The sequence below is a fragment of the Streptomyces sp. AC555_RSS877 genome (genome assembly GCF_019049245.1).
In the GTDB taxonomy this organism is placed as follows: domain Bacteria; phylum Actinomycetota; class Actinomycetes; order Streptomycetales; family Streptomycetaceae; genus Streptomyces.
Genome location: NZ_JAGMUK010000040.1, coordinates 15,156 through 39,153 on the forward strand (window position 1 = coordinate 15,156; position 23,998 = coordinate 39,153).

Annotated in this window: 22 protein-coding genes; 10 read left to right on the forward strand and 12 right to left on the reverse strand. The window is 72.3% G+C overall.

Annotation, left to right across the window (positions count from 1 at the left end):
• The first annotated feature begins 15 nt into the window (after window positions 1–15).
• From KUM49_RS17390 to KUM49_RS17420, 7 genes are all read left to right on the forward strand, one after another.
• Window positions 16–774 carry an SDR family NAD(P)-dependent oxidoreductase gene (locus KUM49_RS17390; RefSeq protein ID WP_217237759.1) on the forward strand — a complete coding sequence of 253 codons (759 nt, stop codon included), beginning with the start codon at window positions 16–18 and terminating at the stop codon, window positions 772–774.
• On the forward strand, window positions 771–1,838 hold the full coding sequence (locus tag KUM49_RS17395; protein ID WP_217237760.1) for an aldo/keto reductase: 1,068 nt from the start codon (window positions 771–773) through the stop codon (window positions 1,836–1,838). Before KUM49_RS17390 ends, KUM49_RS17395 begins: the two co-directional genes overlap by 4 nt.
• Entirely contained in the window at window positions 1,819–2,721 is a 903-nt protein-coding gene (locus tag KUM49_RS17400; RefSeq protein WP_217237761.1) for an amidohydrolase, read from the forward strand. The genes KUM49_RS17395 and KUM49_RS17400 overlap by 20 nt, the downstream gene beginning before the upstream one ends.
• On the forward strand, window positions 2,712–3,452 hold the full coding sequence (locus KUM49_RS17405; RefSeq protein ID WP_217237762.1) for a (Fe-S)-binding protein: 741 nt from the start codon (window positions 2,712–2,714) through the stop codon (window positions 3,450–3,452). The genes KUM49_RS17400 and KUM49_RS17405 overlap by 10 nt, the downstream gene beginning before the upstream one ends.
• Window positions 3,449–4,933 carry a LutB/LldF family L-lactate oxidation iron-sulfur protein gene (locus tag KUM49_RS17410; protein WP_217237763.1) on the forward strand — a complete coding sequence of 495 codons (1,485 nt, stop codon included), beginning with the start codon at window positions 3,449–3,451 and terminating at the stop codon, window positions 4,931–4,933. The genes KUM49_RS17405 and KUM49_RS17410 overlap by 4 nt, the downstream gene beginning before the upstream one ends.
• A complete protein-coding gene (locus tag KUM49_RS17415) occupies window positions 4,930–5,598 on the forward strand; it encodes an LUD domain-containing protein (RefSeq protein WP_217237764.1) in 669 nt (222 codons plus the stop codon). Before KUM49_RS17410 ends, KUM49_RS17415 begins: the two co-directional genes overlap by 4 nt.
• Before the next feature lie 446 nt (window positions 5,599–6,044).
• A complete protein-coding gene (locus tag KUM49_RS17420; RefSeq protein ID WP_217238281.1) occupies window positions 6,045–6,317 on the forward strand; it encodes a hypothetical protein in 273 nt (90 codons plus the stop codon).
• A gap of 4 nt (window positions 6,318–6,321) precedes the next feature.
• Here KUM49_RS17420 and KUM49_RS17425 read toward each other — a convergent pair whose 3' ends face one another.
• From KUM49_RS17425 to KUM49_RS17440, 4 genes are all read right to left on the reverse strand, one after another.
• Window positions 6,322–7,386: a LacI family DNA-binding transcriptional regulator gene (locus tag KUM49_RS17425; protein WP_217237765.1), complete on the reverse strand. Its 1,065-nt coding sequence runs from the start codon at window positions 7,384–7,386 to the stop codon at window positions 6,322–6,324.
• A gap of 119 nt (window positions 7,387–7,505) precedes the next feature.
• Window positions 7,506–9,887 (reverse strand): beta-galactosidase, encoded by a 2,382-nt coding sequence (locus KUM49_RS17430; protein ID WP_217237766.1) that lies wholly within the window; start codon window positions 9,885–9,887, stop codon window positions 7,506–7,508.
• Window positions 9,887–11,647 carry a glycoside hydrolase family 35 protein gene (locus KUM49_RS17435; protein WP_217237767.1) on the reverse strand — a complete coding sequence of 587 codons (1,761 nt, stop codon included), beginning with the start codon at window positions 11,645–11,647 and terminating at the stop codon, window positions 9,887–9,889. The genes KUM49_RS17430 and KUM49_RS17435 overlap by 1 nt, the downstream gene beginning before the upstream one ends.
• A 76-nt stretch (window positions 11,648–11,723) precedes the next feature.
• Entirely contained in the window at window positions 11,724–12,842 is a 1,119-nt protein-coding gene (locus tag KUM49_RS17440) for a sugar MFS transporter (RefSeq protein WP_217237768.1), read from the reverse strand.
• Window positions 12,843–13,089: 247 nt separating this feature from the next.
• Here KUM49_RS17440 and KUM49_RS17445 point away from each other — a divergent pair, with 247 nt between their 5' ends.
• From KUM49_RS17445 to KUM49_RS17455, 3 genes are all read left to right on the forward strand, one after another.
• Window positions 13,090–13,791 (forward strand): transcriptional regulator, encoded by a 702-nt coding sequence (locus KUM49_RS17445; protein ID WP_217237769.1) that lies wholly within the window; start codon window positions 13,090–13,092, stop codon window positions 13,789–13,791.
• Window positions 13,788–14,765: a pyridoxal-phosphate dependent enzyme gene (locus KUM49_RS17450; protein WP_217237770.1), complete on the forward strand. Its 978-nt coding sequence runs from the start codon at window positions 13,788–13,790 to the stop codon at window positions 14,763–14,765. The genes KUM49_RS17445 and KUM49_RS17450 overlap by 4 nt, the downstream gene beginning before the upstream one ends.
• 159 nt (window positions 14,766–14,924) lie before the next feature.
• The gene (locus KUM49_RS17455; RefSeq protein WP_217237771.1) at window positions 14,925–15,284 is read left to right on the forward strand and encodes a cupin domain-containing protein; all 360 of its coding nucleotides are present in this window, start codon (window positions 14,925–14,927) and stop codon (window positions 15,282–15,284) included.
• 20 nt (window positions 15,285–15,304) lie between these two features.
• Here KUM49_RS17455 and KUM49_RS17460 read toward each other — a convergent pair whose 3' ends face one another.
• From KUM49_RS17460 to KUM49_RS17495, 8 genes are all read right to left on the reverse strand, one after another.
• A complete protein-coding gene (locus KUM49_RS17460; protein WP_217237772.1) occupies window positions 15,305–16,279 on the reverse strand; it encodes an NAD(P)-dependent alcohol dehydrogenase in 975 nt (324 codons plus the stop codon).
• Between the two features lie 114 nt (window positions 16,280–16,393).
• A complete protein-coding gene (locus KUM49_RS17465; protein WP_217237773.1) occupies window positions 16,394–17,755 on the reverse strand; it encodes a VWA domain-containing protein in 1,362 nt (453 codons plus the stop codon).
• Entirely contained in the window at window positions 17,752–18,609 is an 858-nt protein-coding gene (locus tag KUM49_RS17470; RefSeq protein ID WP_217237774.1) for a MoxR family ATPase, read from the reverse strand. The genes KUM49_RS17465 and KUM49_RS17470 overlap by 4 nt, the downstream gene beginning before the upstream one ends.
• Before the next feature lie 137 nt (window positions 18,610–18,746).
• A complete protein-coding gene (locus tag KUM49_RS17475; protein ID WP_217237775.1) occupies window positions 18,747–20,057 on the reverse strand; it encodes an FtsX-like permease family protein in 1,311 nt (436 codons plus the stop codon).
• Window positions 20,058–20,060: 3 nt separating this feature from the next.
• Window positions 20,061–20,852, reverse strand: a complete 792-nt coding sequence (locus KUM49_RS17480; RefSeq protein ID WP_374200166.1) for an ABC transporter ATP-binding protein — start codon at window positions 20,850–20,852, stop codon at window positions 20,061–20,063.
• Window positions 20,853–21,073: 221 nt separating this feature from the next.
• Window positions 21,074–21,718 (reverse strand): LUD domain-containing protein, encoded by a 645-nt coding sequence (locus KUM49_RS17485; RefSeq protein WP_217237776.1) that lies wholly within the window; start codon window positions 21,716–21,718, stop codon window positions 21,074–21,076.
• On the reverse strand, window positions 21,715–23,202 hold the full coding sequence (locus KUM49_RS17490) for a LutB/LldF family L-lactate oxidation iron-sulfur protein (RefSeq protein WP_217237777.1): 1,488 nt from the start codon (window positions 23,200–23,202) through the stop codon (window positions 21,715–21,717). Before KUM49_RS17490 ends, KUM49_RS17485 begins: the two co-directional genes overlap by 4 nt.
• Entirely contained in the window at window positions 23,199–23,954 is a 756-nt protein-coding gene (locus KUM49_RS17495) for a (Fe-S)-binding protein (protein WP_217237778.1), read from the reverse strand. The genes KUM49_RS17490 and KUM49_RS17495 overlap by 4 nt, the downstream gene beginning before the upstream one ends.
• Window positions 23,955–23,998: the final 44 nt, after the last annotated feature.

Consider the following 23,998-nt stretch of genomic DNA (forward strand, 5'->3'; position numbering starts at 1 on the left):
ACCCCTTTGAGCAGCATGAGCGGCCTGTCAGGACTCAAGGCCGTCGTCACCGGCGGCGCGTCCGGGATCGGGCTGGCCACGTCCCGGATGCTGGCCGAGCACGGCGCCACGGTGGCCGTCATCGACCTCGACCCCTCCGGTGCCCCCGAGCCGCTGATCGCCCTCAAGGCCGACCTCAGCGACGACGTCTCGGTACGTGTCGCCGTGAAGACCGCTGCCGAGCAGCTCGGCGGTCTGGACATCCTGGTCAACAACGCGGGCGTCGGCGCCGTCGGTACCGTTGAGGACAACCCGGACGACGAGTGGTACCGCGTCCTCGACGTCAACGTCCTCGGAACGGTGCGCACCACCCGCGCCGCCTTGCCGTATCTGCGGCGCTCGTCGCACGCGGCGGTCGTCAACACATGCTCCATCGCGGCCACCGCGGGCCTCCCCCAGCGGGCCCTGTACTCCGCGAGCAAGGGTGCGGTGCTGTCGCTGACCCTGGCGATGGCCGCGGACCATGTCCGTGAGGGCATCCGCGTCAACTGCGTCAACCCCGGCACGGCCGACACCCCCTGGGTGACCCGGCTCCTGAACGCCGCGGACGACCCGGAGGCGGAACGCGCCGCCCTCGACGCGCGCCAGCCCCTGGGCCGCCTGGTCACCGCGGACGAGGTGGCGGCGGCCGTGGTCTACCTGGCGAGCCCCGCCGCGGCGTCCGTCACCGGCATCGCCCTGGCCGTCGACGGTGGCATGCAGGGGCTCCGGCTGCGCCCGGCGGTCGGCTCATGAGAGCGACGAGGCTGGGCGGCACCGGTGTCAGGGTCACCGAGCTGTCGTTCGGGGCCGCCGGCATCGGCAACCTCTTCCGCCCGGTCTCCGACGAGGCCGCGTCCGCCGCGGTGGAGGCCGCCTGGGACGCGGGCGTACGCGCCTTCGACACCGCCCCGCACTACGGACTCGGGCTGTCCGAGCGACGCCTGGGCGCCGCGCTGCGCGGCCGCGACCGCGACACGTACACCGTCTCCACCAAGGTCGGGCGGCTGCTCGAACCGAACCCGGAGGGCGGCCGCGGCGACGATCTCGCCCACGGCTTCGCCGTGCCCGACACCCACCGGCGAGTGTGGGACTTCAGTTCCGACGGCGTCCTGCGCTCCCTGGAAGCGAGCATGGACCGCCTCGGCCTGGACCGTGTGGACATCGCCTTGCTGCACGACCCGGATCACCACGCCGAGCAGGCTCTCACCGAGGCGTACCCGGTGCTGGAACGGCTGCGTGGCGAAGGCGTCGTCAAGGCGATCGGCATCGGAGTCAACCAGTGCGCGCTCCCCGCCCGCTTCCTGCGCGAGACCGATATCGACGTGGTGCTGCTCGCCGGCCGCTACACCCTGCTGGAGCAGGAGGGGCTTGCGGAGGTACTGCCCGAGGCCGCCGCCCGCGGCAGGAGTGTCATCGTCGGCGGGGTGTTCAACTCGGGTCTGCTCACCGACCCGAAACCCGGGTCCACGTACGACTACGCGCCTGCCCCACCCCATGTGCTGGACCGGGCCCTGCGCATGACTGCGGTGACCGAACGCCACGGCGTTCCGCTGCGCGCAGCTGCTCTGCGCTTCCCGCTCGGCCATCCGGCGGTCGCGAGCGTACTGTCCGGCGCGCGTTCCGCCGAGGAGGTCCGCGACACGGTGGATCAGTTGGGGCGAACGGTACCGGCCGCGGTCTGGGACGGACTGCGCGCCGAGGGGCTGCTGCCCCCGCACGTCCCCGTCCCTGCTGCCATGCCGGTCGACGAAGCCGATCGGCCGATGGAAGGGTCGAAAAGTCGTGGGGGTGACCGCCATGGAGGGGAACACCGCTGAGGGCGTCATCGACGCGCACCATCACGTGTGGGACCTCTCCCGCCGTGACCAGGACTGGATCACCGGACGCGAACTCGCCCCACTGCGCCGCGACTTCACGCTCGCCGACCTGGAGCCGGAGGCCCGGGCAGCCGGCGTCACCGCGACGGTCCTGGTCCAGACGATCGATGTGCCGGAGGAAACGCCCGAGTTCCTGGCGTTGGCGAAGGACAGCGACCTGGTGGCCGGCGTCGTGGGCTGGACCGACCTGACCTCCCCGGATGCCGCCCGCGCGCTCGCGGTGCTGCGAGAGGGGCCGGGTGGCGGGCACCTGGTGGGCATCCGCCACCAGGTGCAGGGCGAAGCCGATCCTCGCTGGCTGGTGCGGCCGGACGTGCTGCGTGGGCTCGCCGCAGTGGCCGAAGCGGGGCTCGTGTACGACCTGGTCGTCCGGCCCCACCAGCTCGCGGCCGCGCATGAGGCCGCCCGACTGCTTCCCGGCCTCACCTTCGTACTCGATCACGCGGGCAAGCCCCCCATCGCCTCGGGCGAACTGCGGCCGTGGGCGGACACCGTGCGCCTGCTGGCCTCGCTGCCCAACACCGTCTGCAAGCTCTCCGGCATGGTGACCGAGGCCGACTGGGACCAGTGGAGCGCCGAGGATCTCCAGCCGTACGCCGACACGGTGCTGGACGCTTTCGGACCGCGGCGGCTGATGTTCGGCTCCGACTGGCCCGTCTGCCGACTGGCCGCCACCTACGCCGAAGTCCTCGGTGTCGCACGGGAGTTGACGGCCGCACTCCATCCCTCCGAACGCCACGAGGTCTTCACCGGAACCGCTCTGCGGACCTACGGCCTCACCTCCACCGGCTCCCCGGCCGCTCAGGAAGCACCATGCGCATAGCTCTCTTCATCACCTGTTTCAACGACATGATGTTCCCCCGCACCGGCCGCGCGGTGACCGAACTGCTGGAACGGCTCGGCCACACCGTGGAGTTCCCGCAGGGCCAGACCTGCTGCGGCCAGATGCACTTCAACACCGGGTACCGCTCCGAGACCCTGCCCATGGTGCGCCGTTTCGCGGAGGTCTTCGCGGGCTACGACGCCGTGGTCACCCCTTCCGGCTCCTGCGCGGGCATGGTGCGCGACCACCACCGGGTGGTGGCCGCCCAGTTGGGGGACTCCGCGCTCACCGAGGCGGTCGAGCGGGTGGTACCGACGGTGTACGAACTGTCGGAACTCCTCGTCGACGTCCTGGGTCTCACCGACGTCGGCGCCCACTTCCCACACCGGGTCACCTATCACCCGACCTGCCACTCCCTTCGCATGCTGCGGGTAGGCGAGCGGCCGCTCAGGCTGCTGCGCGCGGTGAAGGGCATCGACCTCGTCGAACTGCCCGACGCCGAGTCCTGCTGCGGCTTCGGCGGCACCTTCGCGCTGAAGAACGCGGACGTGTCCAACGCGATGCTGGCCGACAAGATGCGCCATGTCCTGGACACCGGCGCCGAATACCTGTGCGCGGGCGACAACTCCTGCCTGACGCACATCGGCGGCGGCCTGTCCCGGCTGCGTACCGGCGTCGGCACGATGCACCTGGCCGAGATCCTGGCCTCCACGGAAGGGAACGTACGGTGAGCGGCGCCGACAACGTCGTATGGCTGGGCACCCCGCCCTTCCCCGAGGCGGCGCGCACCGCGCTCGCCGACACCCGGCTGCGCGCGAACCTGCGCCGGGCCACCGGCACCATCCGGGACAGGAGGCTGGCGGTCACCGACGAGCTCGACGACTGGGAGGACCTGCGGGATACGGCGGCAGCCGTCAAGCGCCGCACCCTGCGTCACCTCGACCGCCATCTCCTGCGGCTGGAGGAGACGGTGACCGCCGCCGGAGGCACGGTCCACTGGGCTCCGGACGCGGCCGAGGCGAACGCCATCGTGACGCGGCTCGTGCAGGCGACCGGCGAGAGCGAGATCGTCAAGGTCAAGTCGATGGCGACCCAGGAGATCGGCCTGAACGAGGCGCTCGCCGAAGCGGGCATCCGCGCCTACGAGACCGATCTCGCCGAACTGATCGTGCAGTTGGGCGGCGACCGTCCCTCGCACATCCTCGTACCGGCCATCCACCGGGGCCGCTCCGAGATCCGCGAGATCTTCCGGCGGCAGATGGGGACGTGGGGCCGACCGGCCCCCGAGGGACTCACCGACGACCCGCGCGACCTGGCCGAAGCGGCCCGGCTCCATCTGCGGGAGAAGTTCCTGCGGGCCAAGGTGGCCGTCTCCGGGGCCAACTTCGCCGCCGCCGAGACCGGAACGGTGGTGGTCGTGGAGTCGGAGGGCAACGGGCGGATGTGCCTGGCCCTGCCGGAAACCCTGATCACCGTCATGGGCATCGAGAAGGTCCTGCCCTCCTTCGCCGACCTGGACGTCTTCCTCCGGCTGCTGCCCCGTTCGTCCACGGGCGAACGGATGAACCCGTACACCTCCCTGTGGACCGGCGTCACCGAGGGAGACGGGCCGCAGAACTTCCATCTGGTCCTCCTCGACAACGGCCGCACCGCGACCCTGGCCGACGAGGTGGGCCGGCAGGCGCTGTCCTGCATCCGCTGCTCGGCCTGCCTGAACGTCTGCCCGGTCTACGAACGAACCGGCGGCCACGCCTACGGATCGGTCTACCCCGGCCCGATCGGCGCCGTGCTCACCCCACAGCTCGTCGGCGTGCAGAACGCGGCTTCGCTGCCCTTCGCCTCCACCCTGTGCGGCGCGTGCTACGACGCCTGCCCGGTCAAGATCGACATTCCCGAGGTGCTCGTCCATCTGCGGGCCAAGGCCGTGGAGGCCGAGCGGCGGGACCGGCTGCTGCCCACCCCCGAGGCGCTCGCCATGAAGGCCGCAGGCGCGGTGCTGTCCTCCCCGAGGCGGCTGGCGGCGGTCCAGCGACTCGCCGCCCTCGCCGCCCGGCTGGTGGCCCGCGACGGCCGGATCGGAGTCCTGCCCGGCCCGTTCGCCCGCTGGTCCGGCACCCGTGACACCCCCGCGCCGGCCCGCGAGTCCCTGCGCGCCTGGTGGCGACGGACGAGAGAAGCAGGCCGAACGACGACGGAAGGGAAGGGCCGATGAGCGGCCGCGACACCGTACTGGGCGACATCCGCAGCGCGCTGGCCGACGTACCGGGTGCCGAGAGCCCCGACAGCGACCCCGTCCCGCACGATCCGCGCTCCCATCAGGCGGGGCTGGACACCGTCGAGCTGTTCATCGAACGCGCCGCCGACTATCGCGCCACCGTCGTTCGCGTTCCGCCGTCCGACGCCGTCGCCGCCGTGGGCCGCGCGCTGGCCCGCACCGGAGCGAGGTCGGTTGTACTGCCCCCGGGTTTCCCTGAAGACCTGGTACCCGAAGGGCCCTGGTCCCGGTTGGAGGACACTCCACCGCTCACGGTCCGACAGCTCGACGCGGCGGACGCCGTGCTCACGACCGTCGCCGCAGCGATCGCCCTCACCGGCACCGTCGTCCTCGACAGCGGACCCGGACAGGGACGCCGTGCGCTGACACTGCTGCCGGACCAGCATGTCTGCGTGGTCAGGGCCCGCCAGATCACCGCTGATGTGCCCGAGGCGTTGGGCCTGCTCCGCCCGCGCCGGCCGCTGACCCTCGTCTCCGGGCCTTCTGCCACCAGCGACATCGAACTGGACCGTGTGGAGGGCGTGCACGGACCGCGAACGCTCGACATCGTCGTGATCGCGGACGAGGAAGGCTCGGACACAGGACCGTCCGGTAGCGCATGACGGCCCGCCTCAAGGTGCTCGAGTCCGACGGGTCGGAGGGGCGACCATGAGGAAGCTGGCTCCCCATTCACCCGACCTGTCGATCGACACGGTAAGACTTCCGGACGGGCGAGCGGCACATCGGGGGCCGGACCATCGATGCCGCGGCCCCGCTCGAGCACATGCCGGTCCTCGTGCGGGCCGGCTCGGTTCTTCCGCTCGGCCCCCGTGATGTCCCAGGCCGACGAAGCACCCGACGCTCCGCTGGAGGTCCGTGTCTACCCGGGCGCTGACGGGCAGTTCGACCCGCACGACAATGGTCCGGGGGCCCGGGCGCGCGAGGTACGGACGCGGCGGATCCGCCGCTGTCCATCCAGGTGCGCGGGGCGAAGGTGCACAACCTCATGCCACGCGGCTTCCGTCAGTACGCTGCGGCCCCACTGCGGGGTGGCGATCAGGAGTCTCAGGTGCGGAGCAGGATCCTCGGTGTCGTCGTGGGCGCGGCCGTCGTGCTCGTGCCCCTGCTTGTGTTCACGCATCGGATCAGCCGCACGGAGTCGACCACCGGGCTGGACCGGCACAGCATGGAGACGATCGACGGGCACCAGGCGGACGGCTGCCTCAGCCAGGAGGGCGAGTTCACGCGGCTGACGGTCGGCAGCGCGGGCGTGTACCGGATCGGGTCGTCGTACCTTCCCTCCTCACCCGCGTCATCCTCCTCGGGGGCGGGCGGTTGCTGACCCTTCAGCGGGGCGCCGGTCCGCTGCTGCGCCGGACGACCAGGTCGACCGGGACGAGCGACTCGGGCTGCGCGGGCTCGGCCGGGCCGTCGATGCGGTCGAGCAGGAGCCGCAGGGAGCGGGTGCCGATCTCCGCGAAGTCGGTGCGCACGGTGGTCAGCGGCGGCAGCAGATGCGCGGCCTCCGGGATGTCGTCGTAGCCGACGACGCTGACGTCGCCCGGCACGGAGCGGCCGGCCTCGTGGAGGGCGTGCAGGACGCCGAGGGCCATCTGGTCGTTGGAGACGAACACCGCCGTGACGTCCGGGCGCGCGGCGAGGCGCAGGCCCAGGTCGTATCCGGAGTCGGCGCTCCAGTCACCGACCAGCGGCTCGGGGATCTCGGCGCCGGCCGCCTTCAGGGTCGACCGCCAGCTGTCCAGCCGGTGGTCGGCGGAGGTCCAGCCGGTCGGCCCGGCGATGTGCCACACCGTCGCGTGGCCGAGCCCGAGCAAGTGCTCGGTGGCCTTGCGGGCGCCGGTCCGCGAGTCGCCGGTGACCAGCTCGGTGGCGTCGTCGAGGCCGTTCTCCAGCACCACCAGCGGTGTGTCGAGGTGGGTGTCGGCCAGGGCGCGGCCCACCCACAGCTGCGGGGCGATGGCGATCACGCCGTCCGCGCCCTCGGCGGACAGCCGGTTCACGGCCTCGACGACCGTGTCGTGGTCGGCCGTGTCGAGGGCGATGGAGCTGACCAGATATCCGGCCTTCTGGGCCGCGGTGTTGATCGCGGTGAGGATGGAGGCGGGCCCGTAGCGGGCGGCGTCGAAGGAGATGACCCCGAGCATCCGGGTCCGGCCGCTGGCCAGCGACCTGGCGCTGCGGCTGGGCCGGTAGCCGAGCGTGCGCATGGCCACCAGGACCCCTTCGCGGGTTTCCGGGCGGACGGAGGGGTGGTCGTTCAGCACACGGGAGACGGTCTGCTTGGAGACGCCGGCCAGCCGGGCCACGTCGTCCATCACGGGACGCGAGCCCGCGAAGTTCCGTCTGCTGCGCCCCTTCGGAACGGCCCCGTCGGCGGCGTCTCGGGTCATGGTGGCGGTTTCCTCGACGTCGTTGCGGCGGTGTGGTCCCGCCCGGCAGGACCACAGCATAGGCGGGGGAGTCCCGGGGGCCCGGCGGCGCCGGACCCCCGGCCGGTACGGCCCGGCGGTCAGCCGGCCCGGACGGTCCGGGTGCGGGCGGTGACCCACTCGGCGCTCACCACGGCGGCCGTCTCCCCTGCGCCGCTCGCCTGCTCCGGCACGTACACCGGGGCCTCCGGGTGCAGGGGCAGCAGCCTCAGCCGAAGACCGTCCGCGCGCAGGGTGTCGGCGGGCAGCCGGTCGACGCCGATGTCCCAGACCCGCCCCGAGAAGAACTGGTCGGCGACCAGCGTGTCTCCCACGTACGCCCGCCCCACGTCGCCGGTCCAGTGCAGGCGCAGCAGGGTCCCCGGCGGCAGCTCGTCCGGCACGTCGACGCGGTACTCGGCGGCGACGGTGTCGAAGTACTTGTCCGCGGGCGCGCTCGCCCGGCCCTGCACACCGGTCGTGGTCTCGGGCGCCGGACCGGCGGGCCGGACAAGGGTGACCCTAGGGACGTCTCCTTCGCCTCCGCGCGACGGGACCGGGTAACGGGTGAACACCCCGTCCGCCTCCGGGCTCACCGTCACCCCGTCCACCACCGGCGCCCGTTCCGGCGCGGGCAGCACCGCGAACGAGACAGCCGCCCGCGACCCGTGCAGCCGTACCTCGTCGTGGTCGAAGACGACGCCGTCGCCGCACAGCACCAGCCGCTCGGCACCCCACGCCTCACCCCGGTAGGCGGTACGAGCCGTCGCCGCGTCCAGGACCAGCAGGCCGACCCGGCCCCCGTCCGCCGTCTCCACCTCGACGAGCGCGTCGGTGCCGGGGCGCAGCCCGGTCACCAGCAGCCGATCGCCGACGGGTGTGATGTCCCCGGTCGGCGAGCCGACCGAGGCCACTGTCGCCGCGTCCAGGGCGAGTTCGGGAGCGATGCCGTCGGTCGCGGCCAGCACCAGGACCGTACGACCGTCCACGTCGACCGTGCACACCGGCTGGGCGGTGGCCCACTCCAGCCTGAGCCCGGCCACGTCGAGCCGCAGCGGCCAGCAGAAGTAGGCGCCGCGCGGGACGGTGACGGGGACGCTCGGCAGCGTCAACTGGCCGGAGCCGTTGGGGAATTCGACCGTGAAGGACGTGTCCGGGTGGTCCGGCAGCGGCTCGTGCGGCTGGTGGTTGTTGACGAACAGGAACCCCGAGCCGTCGTCCCCGCGCACGGCCCAGCGCAGGGTGTCCCGGTCGCCCTGCCCGTCGGGCTGCCGCTCGGGCAGGGTGGACCGCATGGGCGCGATCCGGTCGCCGAAGTCCGCCAGGAGCAGGTGCTGCAGGCGCAGTTCGTGGTACGTCCGCCGGTACTGGCCGTACTCGCCGAGCGGGGCCTGGAAGTCGTACGTCAGGGCGGGCAGGTCGTTGGGGTAGCCGGTGGCGTGGGACTCCTGCAGGGTGGTCAGCTCACCGGACGGGTTGGTGCCGCCGTGGAACATGTAGAAGCCCTGCCAGACCGAACCGCAGCCGATCTTGGTGAGGCCGAGCGCGCCGATGTCGTCGGCGTTCACGCGCGGCCGGCGGTGGTACGACACGGCCATGCCGCCGCCCAGCTCGCAGGTGGCCCAGGGGAACCGGTCGGCGAAGGCGTCCGGTTCGCCGCCGCGCACGGTGGTGGGCCTGAGGTCGGCGCCGATGCCCTCGTCGTCCCGCTGGTGGGTGAAGAAGAAGTGCTTGCGGCAGGTGTCGGGCCAGCCGCCGTCCGCCTCGGTCCAGAAGGTCTCGGTGTAGCCGCCGTAGAGCGGAAGCAGCTCGTCGGGCGGGAGCTGGACGCCGCCCCAGGCGGTCGACGTCCACAGCGGGGCGCTCATTCCGGCCTCTTGGGCCATGCGCTTCAGGGTGAGGAGGTGGCCGGGCTGGTCGTAGAGCTCGTTCTCGATCTGGATGGCCACGATCGGGCCGCCGTGTGCCCGGTCGAGGCCGCGCAGCTGCTCGGCGATCGCCGTGAACCAGGCGCGTACCGGCTCCAGGTAGGCGGGGTCGTCGGTGCGCGGGGCGCAGTCGCGGGCCAGCAGCCAGTCGGGCAGGCCTCCGTTACGGACCTCGGCGTGGGACCAGGGGCCGATGCGGGGGATGAAGTCCAGTCCGTGGAGGGTGCACAGTTCGGCGAAACGGCGCAGGTCGCGGTCGCCGTCGAAGCGGACACGGCCCTCGGTCTCCTCGTGGTGGATCCAGATGAGGTAACTGGCGACGGCGGTCACTCCGCCCGCCTTCATCTTCAGCAGCTCCTCCTCCCACTCCCCGGCGGGGTAGCGCGAGTAGTGGAACTCGCCGGAGACCGGGAACCAGGGGCGGCCGCCGCGGGTGAGCCAGCGGCTGGTGACCGCGATCGGGTCGGGCACGCCCGGGGCGTCGGCGAAGGGCAGGTGTCCGACCAGCGGTGGGCCTGCGGGGGAGGGGAGGCGCAGGCGGTGCGGGCGGGTCATCAGTCGTTCTCCGGTCCGAGATCGGCGGTGTCGGTGAGCTGGGCGCGCGTGCCGGTGGTGGCGTGCAGCTCCAGCAGGACGAGTTCGTTGGCGCCCGGGCGCAGGACCGGGCCGGGGACGTACAGGGTGCGCTGGGGGCCGCGGTTCCAGTAGCGGCCGAGGTGGAAGCCGTTGACCCAGGCCTGGCCCTTGGTCCAGCCGGGCAGGGCGAGGAAGGTGTCGGCCGGGGTGCCCACCTCGAACGTCCCCTGGTGGAAGGCCGGTACCGCGTCCGTGGCCGCGTCGGACGGCACGAACGGCACCGCACCCAGGTCGCCCAGCGGCACGGGCCGGCACTCCCAGCCGTGCAGGGCCAGGCCCTGGAAGGACACCGGCCCGAGCAGGCCCTTGGGGGCACCGATGCGCGGCCCGTAGTTGACCCCGCCCTGGTTTTCCACGAGCACTTCCAGGACGGCGCCCGGCTCCGGCACCCGCACGGGCAGCGTCTCGTCGTGACGCTCGCGTTCCAGCACGCCGACGGGGGCGCCGTCCAGGAAGACCTGGGCGCGGTCGCCGACCCCGCCCGAGAAGTGCAGCAGACCGTCGCCCGAACCGGGAACGGTGGTGCGGTACAGGACGTAACCGGCGTCCACCCCGAGGTCGTTCGCCGTCACCGGGTCCTCGCTGCGCACGATGCCGTCCAGTGTGCGCAGATACGGCAGCAGCGGGGCCCGGCGGTGCAACTCGACGGTCGTCGCCGGGAGTTTGGGGCCCGGCACCGGGGCGGGCTCGTCCGGGACCGGTGCGTGCCGGGCGATGACCTCGCGGAACGCGTGGTACTTGGGGCCGGGGTCGCCGCTCTCGGTGAGCGGGGCGTCGTAGTCGTACGACGTGACGGTGGGCTCGTAGGCGTGCTTGTGGTTGGCGCCGTTGCTGAAGCCGAAGTTGGTGCCGCCGTGGAACATGTAGATGTTCACGGAGGCACCGGCGGACAGCAGCCGGTCCAGGTCGGCCGCCGCGTCGGACGCCGACCGCGTGTGGTGGGGTCCGCCCCAGTGGTCGAACCAGCCGATCCAGAACTCCGCGCACATCAGCGGGCCTTCGGGCCGGTGGGCGCGCAGCGCGGCCAGGTGCTCCTCGACCCGGCTGCCGAAGGTCACGGTGGCGAGCGTGCCAGGCAGCGTGCCCGCGCCCAGGTGCTCGGCGTTGGCCTGGTCGCAGGTGAACAGCAGCTCGTCGACGCCCCGGGACCGCAGGGCCTGTTCCACGTGCTTGAGGTAGGCGGTGTCGTCGCCGTACGCCCCGTACTCGTTCTCCACCTGTACGGCGATCACCGGGCCGCCGTTCGCGGCGAGGTGCGGCAGCAGCGGGGGCAGCAGCTGGTCGAGGTAGCGGTCGAAGGCGTCCGTGAAGCGGGGGTCGCTGGTGCGCAGCCGGATGTCGGGGTCCGAGATCAGCCATGCGGGCAGCCCGCCGTCGTCCCACTCGGCGCAGATGTACGGCCCGGGGCGCAGCAGCACGTGCAGGCCCTCCGCCTGTGCGAGCCGCAGGAACCGGGGCAGGTCGAGCAGGCCGTCGAGGGCGAGGGTGCCGGGTGCGGGCTCGTGGAGGTTCCACGGCAGGTACGTCTCGACGGTGTTGAGGCCCATCAGGCGTGCCTTGCGCAGCCGGTCGGTCCACTGTCCGGGATGGACGCGGAAGTAGTGCAGCGCCCCGGAGATGATCCGGAACGGTTCGCCGTGCAGGAGGAAACCGTCGGACGAGGTCGTCAGAGCAGGCATGCGGGTGCTTCCTTTCGGTTCGCTTCGGTTCGGAGCCTCGACAACGCCGGTGCCGGTGCCGGTGCCGGTGCCGGGTTCATTGGGCTCGGGTGCTGCGGACGAGCCAGAGTGTGGCGGCCAGGCACAGTGCCGAGACACCGCCCAGCAGGAGCGGTACGGCCCGGACGTCGGATGCCTCGATGGCCTTGCCGAGCGCCGGTCCCGCCGCGACCCCTCCGGCCATGGACGCGGCGATGACCAGGGCGCCGGCCCGCCGGGCGCGGGGGGCCGACCGGTGCAGCCAGGGCAGGCCGGTGGGGAAGATCGGGGCGATGAACAGACCGACACCGGCGTAGGCGTACGGCGCGAGCGCCGGGACCGACGCCAGCAGCAGACACGCCGTCATGCCCGCGCAGGAGACGGTGATGATGGTCTGGGCGGAGAAGCGCAGCGCGAGGGGAGCGACCAGGAACCGGCCGACGGTCATCATCAGCCAGTACACGGAGGTCGCGGTCGCGGCGATCCCGGCGCTGTATCCCACGGTCTCCAGGTGGGTCGGCTCCCAGCCGCCGACGCCCGCCTCGACGCCCACGTGCAGCACGTAGAGCGCGACGAACACGGCGAGCACCGAGCCCAGACTGCGGCCGAGGGCCCGTCCGTCGTCGGCCCCGGCGCTGTCGGCCGGTTCGGGAGCCAGGTCGCGTACGCCCTTCAGACACAGCAGCAACGGCAGGTTGGCGAGCGCGAAACCGAGGAAGAGCGCCGGATAGTGCGCGGAGCCGATCATGCCGACCAGCGCCGGGCCGAGGATCGCGCCGATCCCGAAGTGCGCGTTGAGGATGTTCAGCATCGCGGTCGAACGGTGACCGAACCCGACCGCGAACAGCTGGTTGAGGCCGTAGTCGATACCGCCGAAGCCGAGCCCCGCCAGCAGCGCCGCGGCGAGTGCGGCCGGCCAGTTCGGTGCCAGTGCGAAGCCCGCCGCGCCGACCGCCATGAGCAGGTACGAGGCGCCGAGGATCTGCCGGTTGCCGAGCCGCCCATAGAGCCGGTCGAACAGCAGTACACCGGCCACTCCGCCGACGAAGTGGGCGCTCAGCCCCAGCCCCGCGGCGGAGGGGGACAGTCCGAACTCCTTGCGCAGCGCCGGAATGGCCGGTCCGTACAGCGCCTGGAGCGCGCCGATCAGGACGAAGCCCACGCACGAGGCGGCCACGGCTGCGGGGCTGAAGGCCGGGGTGTCCGGTCGTACGTGAACGGGTGACCTCGTGCGGCTGTCGACTGCTTGTTCGTCCCCCGGCACAGCACACCCTCTCGTTGACTCCGAGGAGTGATGTTACCGGTAACATTCGGGCCGTCAAGATTCCGGACGGAGATGGGTGCGCAGGGATGGATTGGACTTCCAGTCCAAGTGATGGACGTGTAGTCTAGGACCTCCGGTTGCGGGAAGGACGTGCGTGTCGGTGGGCGAGGCAAGTGTGGAGGCGGAGCGGGACGCGGTCATCGCCGCGCTGGTTCCGGTGATCGAGGGGATCGCGGCGACGTTCGGTCCGGTGTGCGAGGTGGTCCTGCATGACTACCGGCGGCCGGAGGAGTCGGTGGTCGCCCTCGCCGGCTCGGTGACGGGGCGCGCGGTGGGCGGCGCGATGAGTGAGATCGGCATGCGGATCGTCGCCCGGGGCGAGGAGGCGGCCGACGAGCTGAACTACGTCACCCGGACCAGCACCGGGCAGACCGTCAAGTCGTCCACGATGGTGCTGCGGGACTCCACGGGTGCGGTGTTCGGCGCGGTGTGCGTGAACCTCGACGTCACCGCGCTCACCGGTGCCCACACCCTGCTCGAAGCGCTGGCCGGTACGGCACGGCCGGCAACCGAACTCCCGGTCACCACCTTCGGCAACGACATCGACTCCGTCGTCGAGGTCATCCTCGACGACCACCACCCGAAACAGGACCGGGCATGGGCGGCCCTCGACCGGGAGGCCCGCCTGGAGCTGTTCCGCAGCCTTGACGAGCGCGGGGTGTTCGCGGTGCGCCGCTCGGTCGAACAGGTGGCCGCCCGGCTCGGCATCTCCCGCGCCTCCGCGTACAGCTACCTCTCCCAGGCCCGGGCCGCGACGGACGCGACGCCCGGCGCCACCGACACCACTGGAGGACACGCGTGACGACCACCACCCCGCCGGTCACCCTCGCCGACGTCCGTGACGCGGCCGCCCGGCTCAAGGGCGTCGCGCACCGCACGCCCGTGCTGCGCTCGCGCACCCTCGACGCTCTCGTCGGTGCCGAGGTCTTCCTCAAGTGCGAGAACTTCCAGCGCGTCGGCGCCTTCAAGTTCCGCGGCGCCTACCACGCGGCCTCGCGGCTGAGCCCGCAGCAGCTCGCCCGGGGCATCGCCACCTACTCCTCCGGGAACCACGCCCAGGCCGTCGCCCTCGCCGCCCGCGAGCTCGGCACCACCGCGGTGATCGTCATGCCGCACGACGCCCCGGCCTCGAAGCGGGCCGCCACCGCCGGGTACGGCGCCGAGATCGTGACGTACGACCGCTACACCGGCGACCGCGTCGCCATCGCCGAGGCTCTGGCGGCCGAACGCGGTCTCGCGGTCATCCCGCCCTACGAACACCCGCACGTCATCGCCGGGCAGGGCACGGCCGCCCTCGAACTCCTCGAAGATGTGGGGGAGTTGGACATGCTGATGACTCCGGTCGGCGGCGGCGGACTGATCGCCGGGAGTGCCACGGCGGCCAAGGGGCAGTACGCGGACCTGCGGGTGATCGGCGTCGAGCCGGAGGCCGGGGACGACACCAAGCGGTCCCTGGAGGCGGGCCGGCGCGTCGAGATCCCCGTGCCGCACACCATCGCCGACGGACAGGCCCTGCACACCCCCGGCGAACTGACCTTCTCCGTCAACCGGTTGCTCGTCGACGCGATCGCCCTGGTCTCCGACGACGAGATCCGGGAGGCGATGCGGTTCGCGTTCGAGCGCCTGAAGATCGTGGTCGAGCCGAGCGGCGCGACCCCGCTGGCCGCCCTGCTCTCCGGCCGGGCGGGCCGGCTGCCGAGCCGGATCGGGGCGATCATCTCCGGGGGGAACGTCGACGCGGAGCGGTTCGCCCGGCTGTGCGGGGGCACGGCCTGACGGAGTGACGCCGGCGCCGTCCCCACTCGAATGGCGTTCCCGGGTGGACGGGCGGACGATGGAGTGGTGGGGCACGGCCCCCGCCGGTGCCGCTCGCGGTGGGCGGGAGACGGGGGCCGGCCCCGGCCGTGCACTGCCCGGCCGGAAGGGAGAGCCGTCATGATCGAGGTGAAGACGCTCGACAAGCCGGACGAGCGCCGCGATTTCCCCCGGGGTCATCTGGAAGCCGTCCACTTGAGTGGACTCGACTTCGCCGTGGCCACCTTCGAACCGGGCTGGCGCTGGTCCGAGTCCGTGGCCCCGATCGCGGGCACCGAAAGCTGCCAGATCCACCACAACGGCTACGTCGTCCAAGGACGCATGCGCATCCGCATGGACGACGGCGCCGAGAGCGAAGTGGGCCCCCACGACACCTTCGTGTGCCCGCCCGGACACGACGCCTGGGTGGTGGGCGACGAACAGTGCGTGGTGTACGACTTCGCCGGAGGCATGGCCAAGGACTACGCGAAGGCCGACTGACGCCGACCGGAGGGCGCGCCTCACACGGTGACGACCACCTTGGCGCGCGCGTGCTCGACCTCCAGATACCGCATCGCCTCGGGTACCTCGTTCAGGGGGTACGTGCGGTCGACGACCGGGGTGATCTTCCCGGAGTCGACGAGTTCTCGCAGGGTCGCGAGATTGGCCCTGCTCGGTCTGGCGGGGAGTTCGAGCAGGCGCTGACGGACGAAGGGCGACACCAGACGCCGTTTCAGGAAGAGCCCCATCGGGCCGACCAGGCTGCCGCCCTCGAACACGCCCCCGCCGGACAGGACGAGCGTCCCGGTGGGGGTCACGGCGCGCCGGAACGCGCCCAGGGAGTGATTGCCCACCAGGTCCAGGACGACCTCGTACCGACGTCCGGCGCGGGTGAAGTCCTGGCGGGTGTAGTCGATGACGTGGTCCGCGCCGAGTGACCGGACGAGATCGACGTTGCGGGTGCTGCACACGCCGGTCACCTCCGCGCCGAACGCCTTGGCGAGCTGTACAGCGAACGTGCCGACCCCGCCCGACGCCCCGTTCACCAGCACCGTGCGGCCCGCCCCGACCCCGGCCACGTCACGCAGGCCGATGAGGGCGGTGTTCGCGGCCAGGGGGACCGCCGCCGCCTCCTCGAAACTCAGGCCGGCCGGTTTCGGGCCCACCGCGTCGCCGGCGGCGCACACGAACTCCGCGAAGGCGCCGTCGGCCTCGCCGTACACCTCGTCGCCGGGGCGCAGTCCCTCGACCCCGGCGCCCACGGTCTCCACCCGCCCCGCGAAGTCCCGGCCCCGGATCCTCGCCTTCGGCGCGCGCAGCCCCATCACCAGACGGGCGATCTTCGGGTCGCCGTGCAGGAAATGCCAGTCGTAGGCGTTGAGTGCCGCCGCGTGCACCCGTACCAGCACCTCGCCGGCGGCGGGCACGGGCGGGTCGACCTCCCTGACCTCCAGGGTGTCCGCCGAGCCGTATCTGTCCTGGACCACTGCCCTCATGGGCTCCCCCTCCGTTGCTGCGGAGCGTAAGGGCGGGAAGGCGGCAGGAACATCGGGGACAAGCCCTACGTCTGCGGGATGAGCTCATCGACGTCAACCGTGGCCGGCCCGGCGTCAGACCGGCAGCAGACGCCCCACCAGGACGCTGAGCTGGCGGGCGTTGCGGCACTCGTGCATCTCGACGACCTCGGCGTAGTCAGGGGCGGCGGAGTCGCCCGTGCCCCACTGAGGGCGTGCCTCCGGGTTCAACCAGTAGACGCGGCGGGCCCGTCCGGTGATCCGCCGTACGGCGGGCAGGTTCGGGTCGCTCATGTTCGTCCGGGCGTCACCGAGGACGAACACCGTGGTGCGCGGGCCGACTGCGTCGCCGTACCGCTCCGCGAACTCGCCCAGCGCGACACCGTAATCGCTGCTGCCGTGCCACCCCGTCAGGGTCGCCTCGGCGCGGATGCGGGCGCCGAGGCCCTCCGGGTCGGCGGCGCCGTGCACGAGCAGCCGGGTCACCTCGTCGATCCGGTTGACGAAGGCGAACACCCGCACCTTGCTGAACTGGTCGTGCAGCGCCTGCACCAGCAGCATCGTGAAGTCCGAGAACCCGGACACCGAGCCCGACACATCGCACAGCAGGACCAGTTCGGGCCGGGCGGGACGCCGCCGGCGCAGCACGGGCCGCATGGGCACGCCGCCCGTCGACAGCGAGCCGCGCAGGGTGCGCCGCAGGTCGATGCTGCCGCGCGCGGCACGCCGCCGACGCGCGGCGAGCCGGGTGGCGAGCTTGCGGGCCAGCGGCTGCACGGTCCTGCGCAGTTCGGCCAGCCGCTCCTTCCCGGCGAACAGGAAGTCGACCCGGTCGGCGGTCGGGGCCACCGCCCGCCGCGCGAGCTCGTCCCGGCCCCGCCGCTCGGCGACCCGACGCCGCGCCTCCACACCCACCAGCGCGCGGAACGCCTCGATGCGCCGCCGGATCTCGTCCTCCAGCAGCCGGTCCGTGAACCCCGGACCACCGCCGCGCTGCGCCCGCACGTCGTCGCGAACGCGGGCCAGCAGCGTCTGCGGGCGCAGCCGGTCCAGCGCCTGGTACGACGACCAGCCGTCCGACGCGGGCGAGGAACCGTATCCGCCGAAGCCGTCGACCGCCTCGGCCGCCAACCGGGCCATCAGTGCCCGGTCGTTCGCGGCCAGCGCGGCCGCCAGCCGGTCGCGCAGGCCGTCCCGGTCCGCGGCCTCGGTCTCCGGCGCCCCCACCGCCCGCGGAAAGTACAGGTCGAAGACCGGGTCGAACACCGGCCGTTGGGCCGTGCCGTGCAGCAGCGTCGCGGCCAGCCCCTCCCGCAGCAGCTCCCGGTCCGCGAGCCCCAGGGCCACCACCGCCCGCGCCGCGTCCACGGTCTCCCCGGTGCCGACACGGATGCCGTGCGCGCGCAGCGCCCCGACCAGGGACGTCAGCCGGTCCGCGACCCCGGCCGGCGTGCTCACAGAGCTCCCAGGTCCAGCTTGGCCCCGGCCTTCAGGACGTCGTCCTGGTGCTTCAGCAGCACGCCCAGGGTGCCGCGTACAAGGGTCTCGTCGAGTGTGTCCGCGCCCAGCGCGAGGAGTGTGCGCGCCCAGTCGATGGTCTCGGCGACCGACGGCACCTTCCGCAGGTCCATGGCCCTGAGCGCGCCGACCACCCGGACCACCGACTCGGCCAGCACCTCGTCCAGGGCGGGCACCTTCAGCCGGACGATCCGCCGCTCCAGCTCCTCTTCGGGGAACCCGATGTGGAGGAACAGGCAGCGGCGGCGCAGCGCCTCGGACAGCTCACGGCTGGCGTTCGAGGTCAGGACGACGAAGGGGCGGCGGGTGGCGGTGATCGTGCCCAGTTCGGGCACGGTGACCTGGAAGTCGCTGAGCACCTCCAGGAGCAGGCCCTCGACCTCGACGTCCGCCTTGTCGGTCTCGTCGATCAGGAGCACCTTCGGCTCGTCGCCGCGGATCGCGGTCAGCAGGGGACGGGCCAGCAGGAACTCCTCGCTGAAGATGTCCGTACGTGCCTCGTCCCACGTCTCGTCCCGGCCCGCGCTGATGCGCAGCAACTGCTTGGCGTGGTTCCACTCGTACAGCGCCCGGGACTCGTCGACGCCCTCGTAGCACTGCAACCGCACCAGTCGTGCCCCCGCGACCTGCGCGACGGCCTTCGCGAGTTCCGTCTTGCCGACGCCCGCGGGGCCCTCCACGAGGAGCGGCTTGCCGAGGCGGTCGGCGAGGAAGACGGTCGTGGCGACGGCCGGCGAGGCGAGATAGCCGGTTTCGGCGAGACGCGCGGAGACGTCGTCGACGGAAGTGAACAACGGGGGCCTCCAGCACGGCGGCGTTACCTGGACGGATACCTATCTAAGCGCTTGTTCAGCGCCTGTGTCATCAGGAATCCGGTGATCCGACAGCAGCGGGGGGCCGTCTCTCGACGGCCCCCCGCTGAACGAACGCCTCACGCGGCCACCGCGACCGCCCCCACGGCCGGAGTGCGCAGCACCCGCCGGGCCGTCGCCAGGCTCGTCCCCAGTGTGACCGCCGCCGCGACCGCGACGACCGCGAGCCAGATGCCGAGTCCCTGGTCGGGCAGCACCGAGGCGGTGCGTACGACGGTGAACGGAATGATCCCGGCGAGCGCGGCCACCGTGCCGAAGCACAGCCCCGTGACCGTCAGGATCAGCCCCTCCGTGCCCACCGTGCCCAGCACCTGCCCCGGAGTCGCTCCCGCCAGGCGCTGCTGCCCGAACTCCCGGCCGCGGTAAGTGGTCGCCGCGTACAGCGAGTTGACCAGCATCACGCAGACGAACACCGCGATGATGCCGACGACCGTGAGGTTCAGTGTCTCCAGGTTCTTGGCGTCGACCGACTTGGCCAGGCCCGAGGCCTCGACGGCGTCGCTCTCCACCGCCTGCATGTACAGCGTGGCCGTGGCGACCGCCGTGAACAGGATCAGCGACATCAGGATTCCGGAGAGGTGGTCCGCCCGGCGACGCAGGTTGCGCACCGCCAGCCAGCCGCTCGCACCCGTCAGCGGCAGCCGGTCCAGCACGCCCTTCAGCAGTCGCGGCGACAGCAGCGCGAAGCCCACCGACAACAGGATCGCCCCGTACGCGGGCGCCGCCATCAGCGCCGCGTCCGTCGCCGACAGGGCGAAGGTGGTGCACACCGCCGCGGCACCGGCGACCAGAGCGGCGTACGCGAGGAACGTCCGCCCCCGGCCCCGCCGTTCCCGCCTGCGCGTCGCCCGCCGTACGGCGAGGAACGCGGCGCCCGCCGCCGCGAGCAGCGTGATGCCGACGCCCGACACGAGCGCGACCGGACCGAAGGAGTGGTCGACGGAACGGGCGACCTGCCCGCTGTCCTGGAACACGCCCAGCAGCGCCTGCCCGCCGAGCATCGCCGGCCCGATAGCCAGCGCCGCGCCCACCAGGGCCACGGCCACCGCCTCACCCACCACCATCCGCTTGATCTGTGCCGGAGTCGCCCCCGAGCAGCGCAGCAGCTCCAACTCGGCGGCCCGCTGACGGACGTTGACCGTGAGGGTCGAGGCGACGGCGAAGAACACCAGGAGGGTGCCGTAGCCGCCGACCACGCTCGCGGCGGTGGTGAGGGTCTCCGAACTCACCGGGTCGACGCCGCTCTGCGCCGCCGTGTCGTGCATCGAGTTGAACGTCATGATGATCGCCGCGCCCAGGAAGGCGGACAGCAGCGTCGCGAGGAACCGCCCGGGCCGCTGCCTGATCGACCGCATCGCCAGCAGGAACATCGCTCACACCCCCGCCATCAGGTCGTCGCCCAGGTGCGCCAGCCGCTCGGCGACGGCGTCCGCCGTCGGAGCGTCCATCCGCCCCGCCAGCCGGCCGTCGGCGAGGAACAGCACGGAGTCGGCGTAGGAGGCGGCGACCGGGTCGTGCGTCACCATCACCACGGTCCGCCCGTGCACCCGTACCGCCTGCTGGAGCAGCCGCAGCACGTCCCGCGCGCTGCGCGTGTCCAGGGCGCCCGTGGGCTCGTCCGCGAAGATCACCCGGGGTTCGGCGACCAGCGCGCGGGCGATCGCCACACGCTGCCGCTGCCCGCCGGACAACTGGTCCGGGCGGTGGCCCAGGCGGTCGCCGAGGCCGACGGACGTCAGCACCTCGCGGGCCCGCTCACGGTCCACCCGCCGCCCGGCGAGCCTGAGCGGCAGCACCGTGTTCTGGGCGACGGTCAGCGTGTCCAGCAGGTTGTACTGCTGGAACACGAACCCGATCCGGCCGCGCCGGAACCGCGTCAGCTCGGCCTCGCCGCCCCCGGTCAGCTCCGTGCCGTCCACCCGCACGATGCCGCTGTCCGGCACGTCAAGGCCGGCCGCGCACTGCAGCAGAGTCGACTTGCCGGAACCCGACGGCCCCATCACCGCGGTGAAGGTGCCGCGGCCGAGGGTGAGGGTGACCCCGTCCAGCGCGGTCACGGCGCTGTCGTCCGTCCCGTAGGTCTTGCTGACCTTGACCAGCCGCAGTGCTTCGGCGGCGGGTCCCGTGTCGTGCGTACGTCGCGAACCTGCGCGAAACATCGTCATCACTCTCCGTCCGGCACGCCGTGTGCCTCGCTCACGAAGCTACGGAGAGGCCGGGCGGAGCACATGGGGCGCAGAACCCGTATCCGAGGGTGTACTCAGCGACACCCAACGGCCCGATGCGCCAAGGTGGTCTCCCTGACGGACGGAACAGCCTGGCCCGCCGAGCCCCGGTCCACCGCGTGGGGCGGCTACGGCATCGTCCGGGGAGCCGGCAGGGCGGCTCAGGCCGTCACCAGCACCACCTCCAGGGTGCGCGGCCCGTGCACCCCCTCCACGCGGTCGAGTTCGATGTCGCTGGTGGCGGACGGCCCGGAGATCCACGTCAGCGGGCGGGTCGGGTCGAGCCGGTCGAGGGCCTGCGGCACCGACGAGACGACCTGATCGGGGACCCGTACGACACAGACGTGGTGGTCGGGGACGAGCGTGATGCGGCGGCGGCCCTGGTCCGGGCTGCCGTCCAGCACGATCGTGCCGGTCTCGGCGACGGCCACCGCGCACGCGGTCACCACGCTGCCGATCCGGTCGAGTTCGTGCGGGGTGTTCTCCGCCCGGTCCGGGACCTGCTCGGCCTCGGCCGCGGACAGCCACTGCGCGTCCAGGCCCGCCGGTACCAGCACGGTCCTCGAGCCCCGCGCGGCCAGCATCCCGGCCAGGGCCGCCGGCAGGTCGGCGGCGGTGCAGCGGTGCACGACCGCCCGGTAGTCCGCCAGGTTCTCGGCCAGCAGATCCACCGTCTGCTCGACGCTCCGGGAGCCGTGCTCGCGCACATAGTCCCGGGAGAACGCCTGCTCGTACGGCGTGTCGTCCTCAGGGACGTCCGTCAGTGCGCGCCGCACCCGGCCCAGGATCCGCTCCCTGCTGCTCACTTCGCGGCCCCCTTGTCGCCGTTCCCGCCCTGCGTCCGCTGCCACCAGTCGCGGAACGGCTCCGCCGGTACCGGCGGCAGATCCCGCGTCCCGCTCCACGCGCGGCCGGGGCCCGGCAGTGTGCGCGGATGGAAGCGACGGGTCCGGGAGGCGAGCCGCTGGCCGGCGCGCAGTGTTCCCGGACGCCCGAACGCCCAGCGTGCCGCGCGCATCGCCGCCCGCTCGGCCGCATGCCCCTTCGCGGGCTTCAGCACCACCTTGTTGCCCTCCCGCGTCACCGGGCCGCCCTCGACGATCCGCTCCCGCAGATGCACCAGCACTTCGGGGATGTCGATGGCGACCGGGCACACCTCGTAGCAGGCCCCGCACAGCGACGAGGCGTACGGCAGCGAGGCGTCGATCTCGCTCGCCGTGCCCCTCAGCTGAGGGCTGAGGATGGCCCCGATCGGGCCCGGGTAGACCGAGCCGTACGCGTGTCCGCCGGCCCGCTCGTACACCGGGCAGACGTTCAGGCACGCCGAGCAGCGGATGCAGCGCAGGGCCTGGCGGCCGACCTCGTCGGCGAGGGTGTCGGTGCGGCCGTTGTCGAGGAGGACCAGGTGGAAGGTCCGCGGGCCGTCCTCGTCGGTGGTGCCGGTCCACATCGAGGTGTACGGATTCATGCGCTCGGCCGTCGAGGAGCGGGGGAGGGTCTGGAGGAAGACCTCCAGGTCCCGCCAGGTCGGCACGATCTTCTCGATGCCGACGACCGAGATGAGGGTGTCGGGCAGGGTCAGGCACATCCGCCCGTTGCCCTCGGACTCCACGACCACCAGCGTGCCGGTCTCGGCGACCACGAAGTTGGCGCCGGAGATCCCGACCTTGGCGCGCAGGAACTTCTCCCGCAGATGCAGCCGGGCGGCGTCGGCGAGTTCGGCGGGCGTGTCGGTGAGACCGTCGGGGGCCGGGCGGCCCCACTCACCCATCTCGCGCGCGAAGATGTCCCGGATCTCGCCCCGGTTGCGATGGATGGCCGGGACGAGGATGTGCGAGGGGCGGTCCTTGCCCAACTGCACGATCAGCTCGGCGAGATCGGTCTCGTAGGCGTGGATGCCCTCGGCTTCGAGCGCCTCGTTGAGTCCGATCTCCTGCGTCGCCATCGACTTGACCTTGACGACCTCCGACTCGCCGGTCTCCTTGACGAGGTCGGCGACGATCCGGTTGGCCTCGTCGGCGTCGGCCGCCCAGTGGACGATGCCGCCGGCCGCCGTGACCGACTCCTCCACCTGTACGAGGTACCGGTCGAGGTGGCGCAGGGTGTGGTCCTTGATCTGCTTGCCGGCCTCCCGCAGTTCGGCCCAGTCGGACACCTCCGCCACGGCGTTGGCCCGCTTGGTGCGGATGGTGTGCGTGGCGTGGCGCAGATTGCCCCGGAGGGTCTTGTTCCGCACCGCCTCGTGCGCGGCCTCGGGAAAGGCCGGCATCCCTACGAACGTGCCGCTCATACCGCCGGTTCCTCCTCGGTGCTCGCCAGGATCTCCGCGATGTGCACCGGCCGCATGGCCGTGCGGAGCCGGGTCATCGTCCCGCCGATGTGCATCAGACAGGAGTTGTCGGCCGCGCACAGCACCTCGGCGCTCGTCGACTCGGCGTTGCGCACCTTGTCGGCACCCATGGCCGCGGAGACGTCGGCGTTCTTCAGCGCGAAGGTGCCGCCGAAGCCGCAGCACTCGTCGGCGCCCGGCAACGCGACCAGGTCCAGCCCCTTCACGGCCTCCAGCAGCCGCTGGGGCCGCTCGCCGAGGCCCAGACTGCGCAGCCCGTGACAGGTCGGGTGGTAGGTCACCGTGTGCGGGTAGTACGCCCCGACGTCCGTCACCCCCAGCACGTCCACCAGGAACTCGGTGAGCTCGTACGTCTTCGGGATCACCGGCGCCAGGGTGGCGGAGAGCGTGTCCCCGCGCCCCTCGGCCCGGGCCCGCTCACCCATCCTGGGATACAGCTCCCGCACCATCGCCCCGCAGGACCCGGAAGGCGTCACGATCGCCTCGTAGTCCCGGAAGACATCGGAGAAATGCCGGGCCAGCGGTTCCGCCTCATGCCGGTACCCGGTGTTGTAGTGCGCCTGCCCGCAGCATGTCTGCGCCATCGGGAAGTCGACCTCGACGCCCAGCCTGGTCAGCAGTTTCACCACGGCGCGCCCGGTGTCCGGATAGAGCGTGTCGTTGACACAGGTCAGGAACAGGGCGACACGCATCGCGGCTCCTTGTGGTGGTCGGTCATCGGATGAGTGGAAGGGTA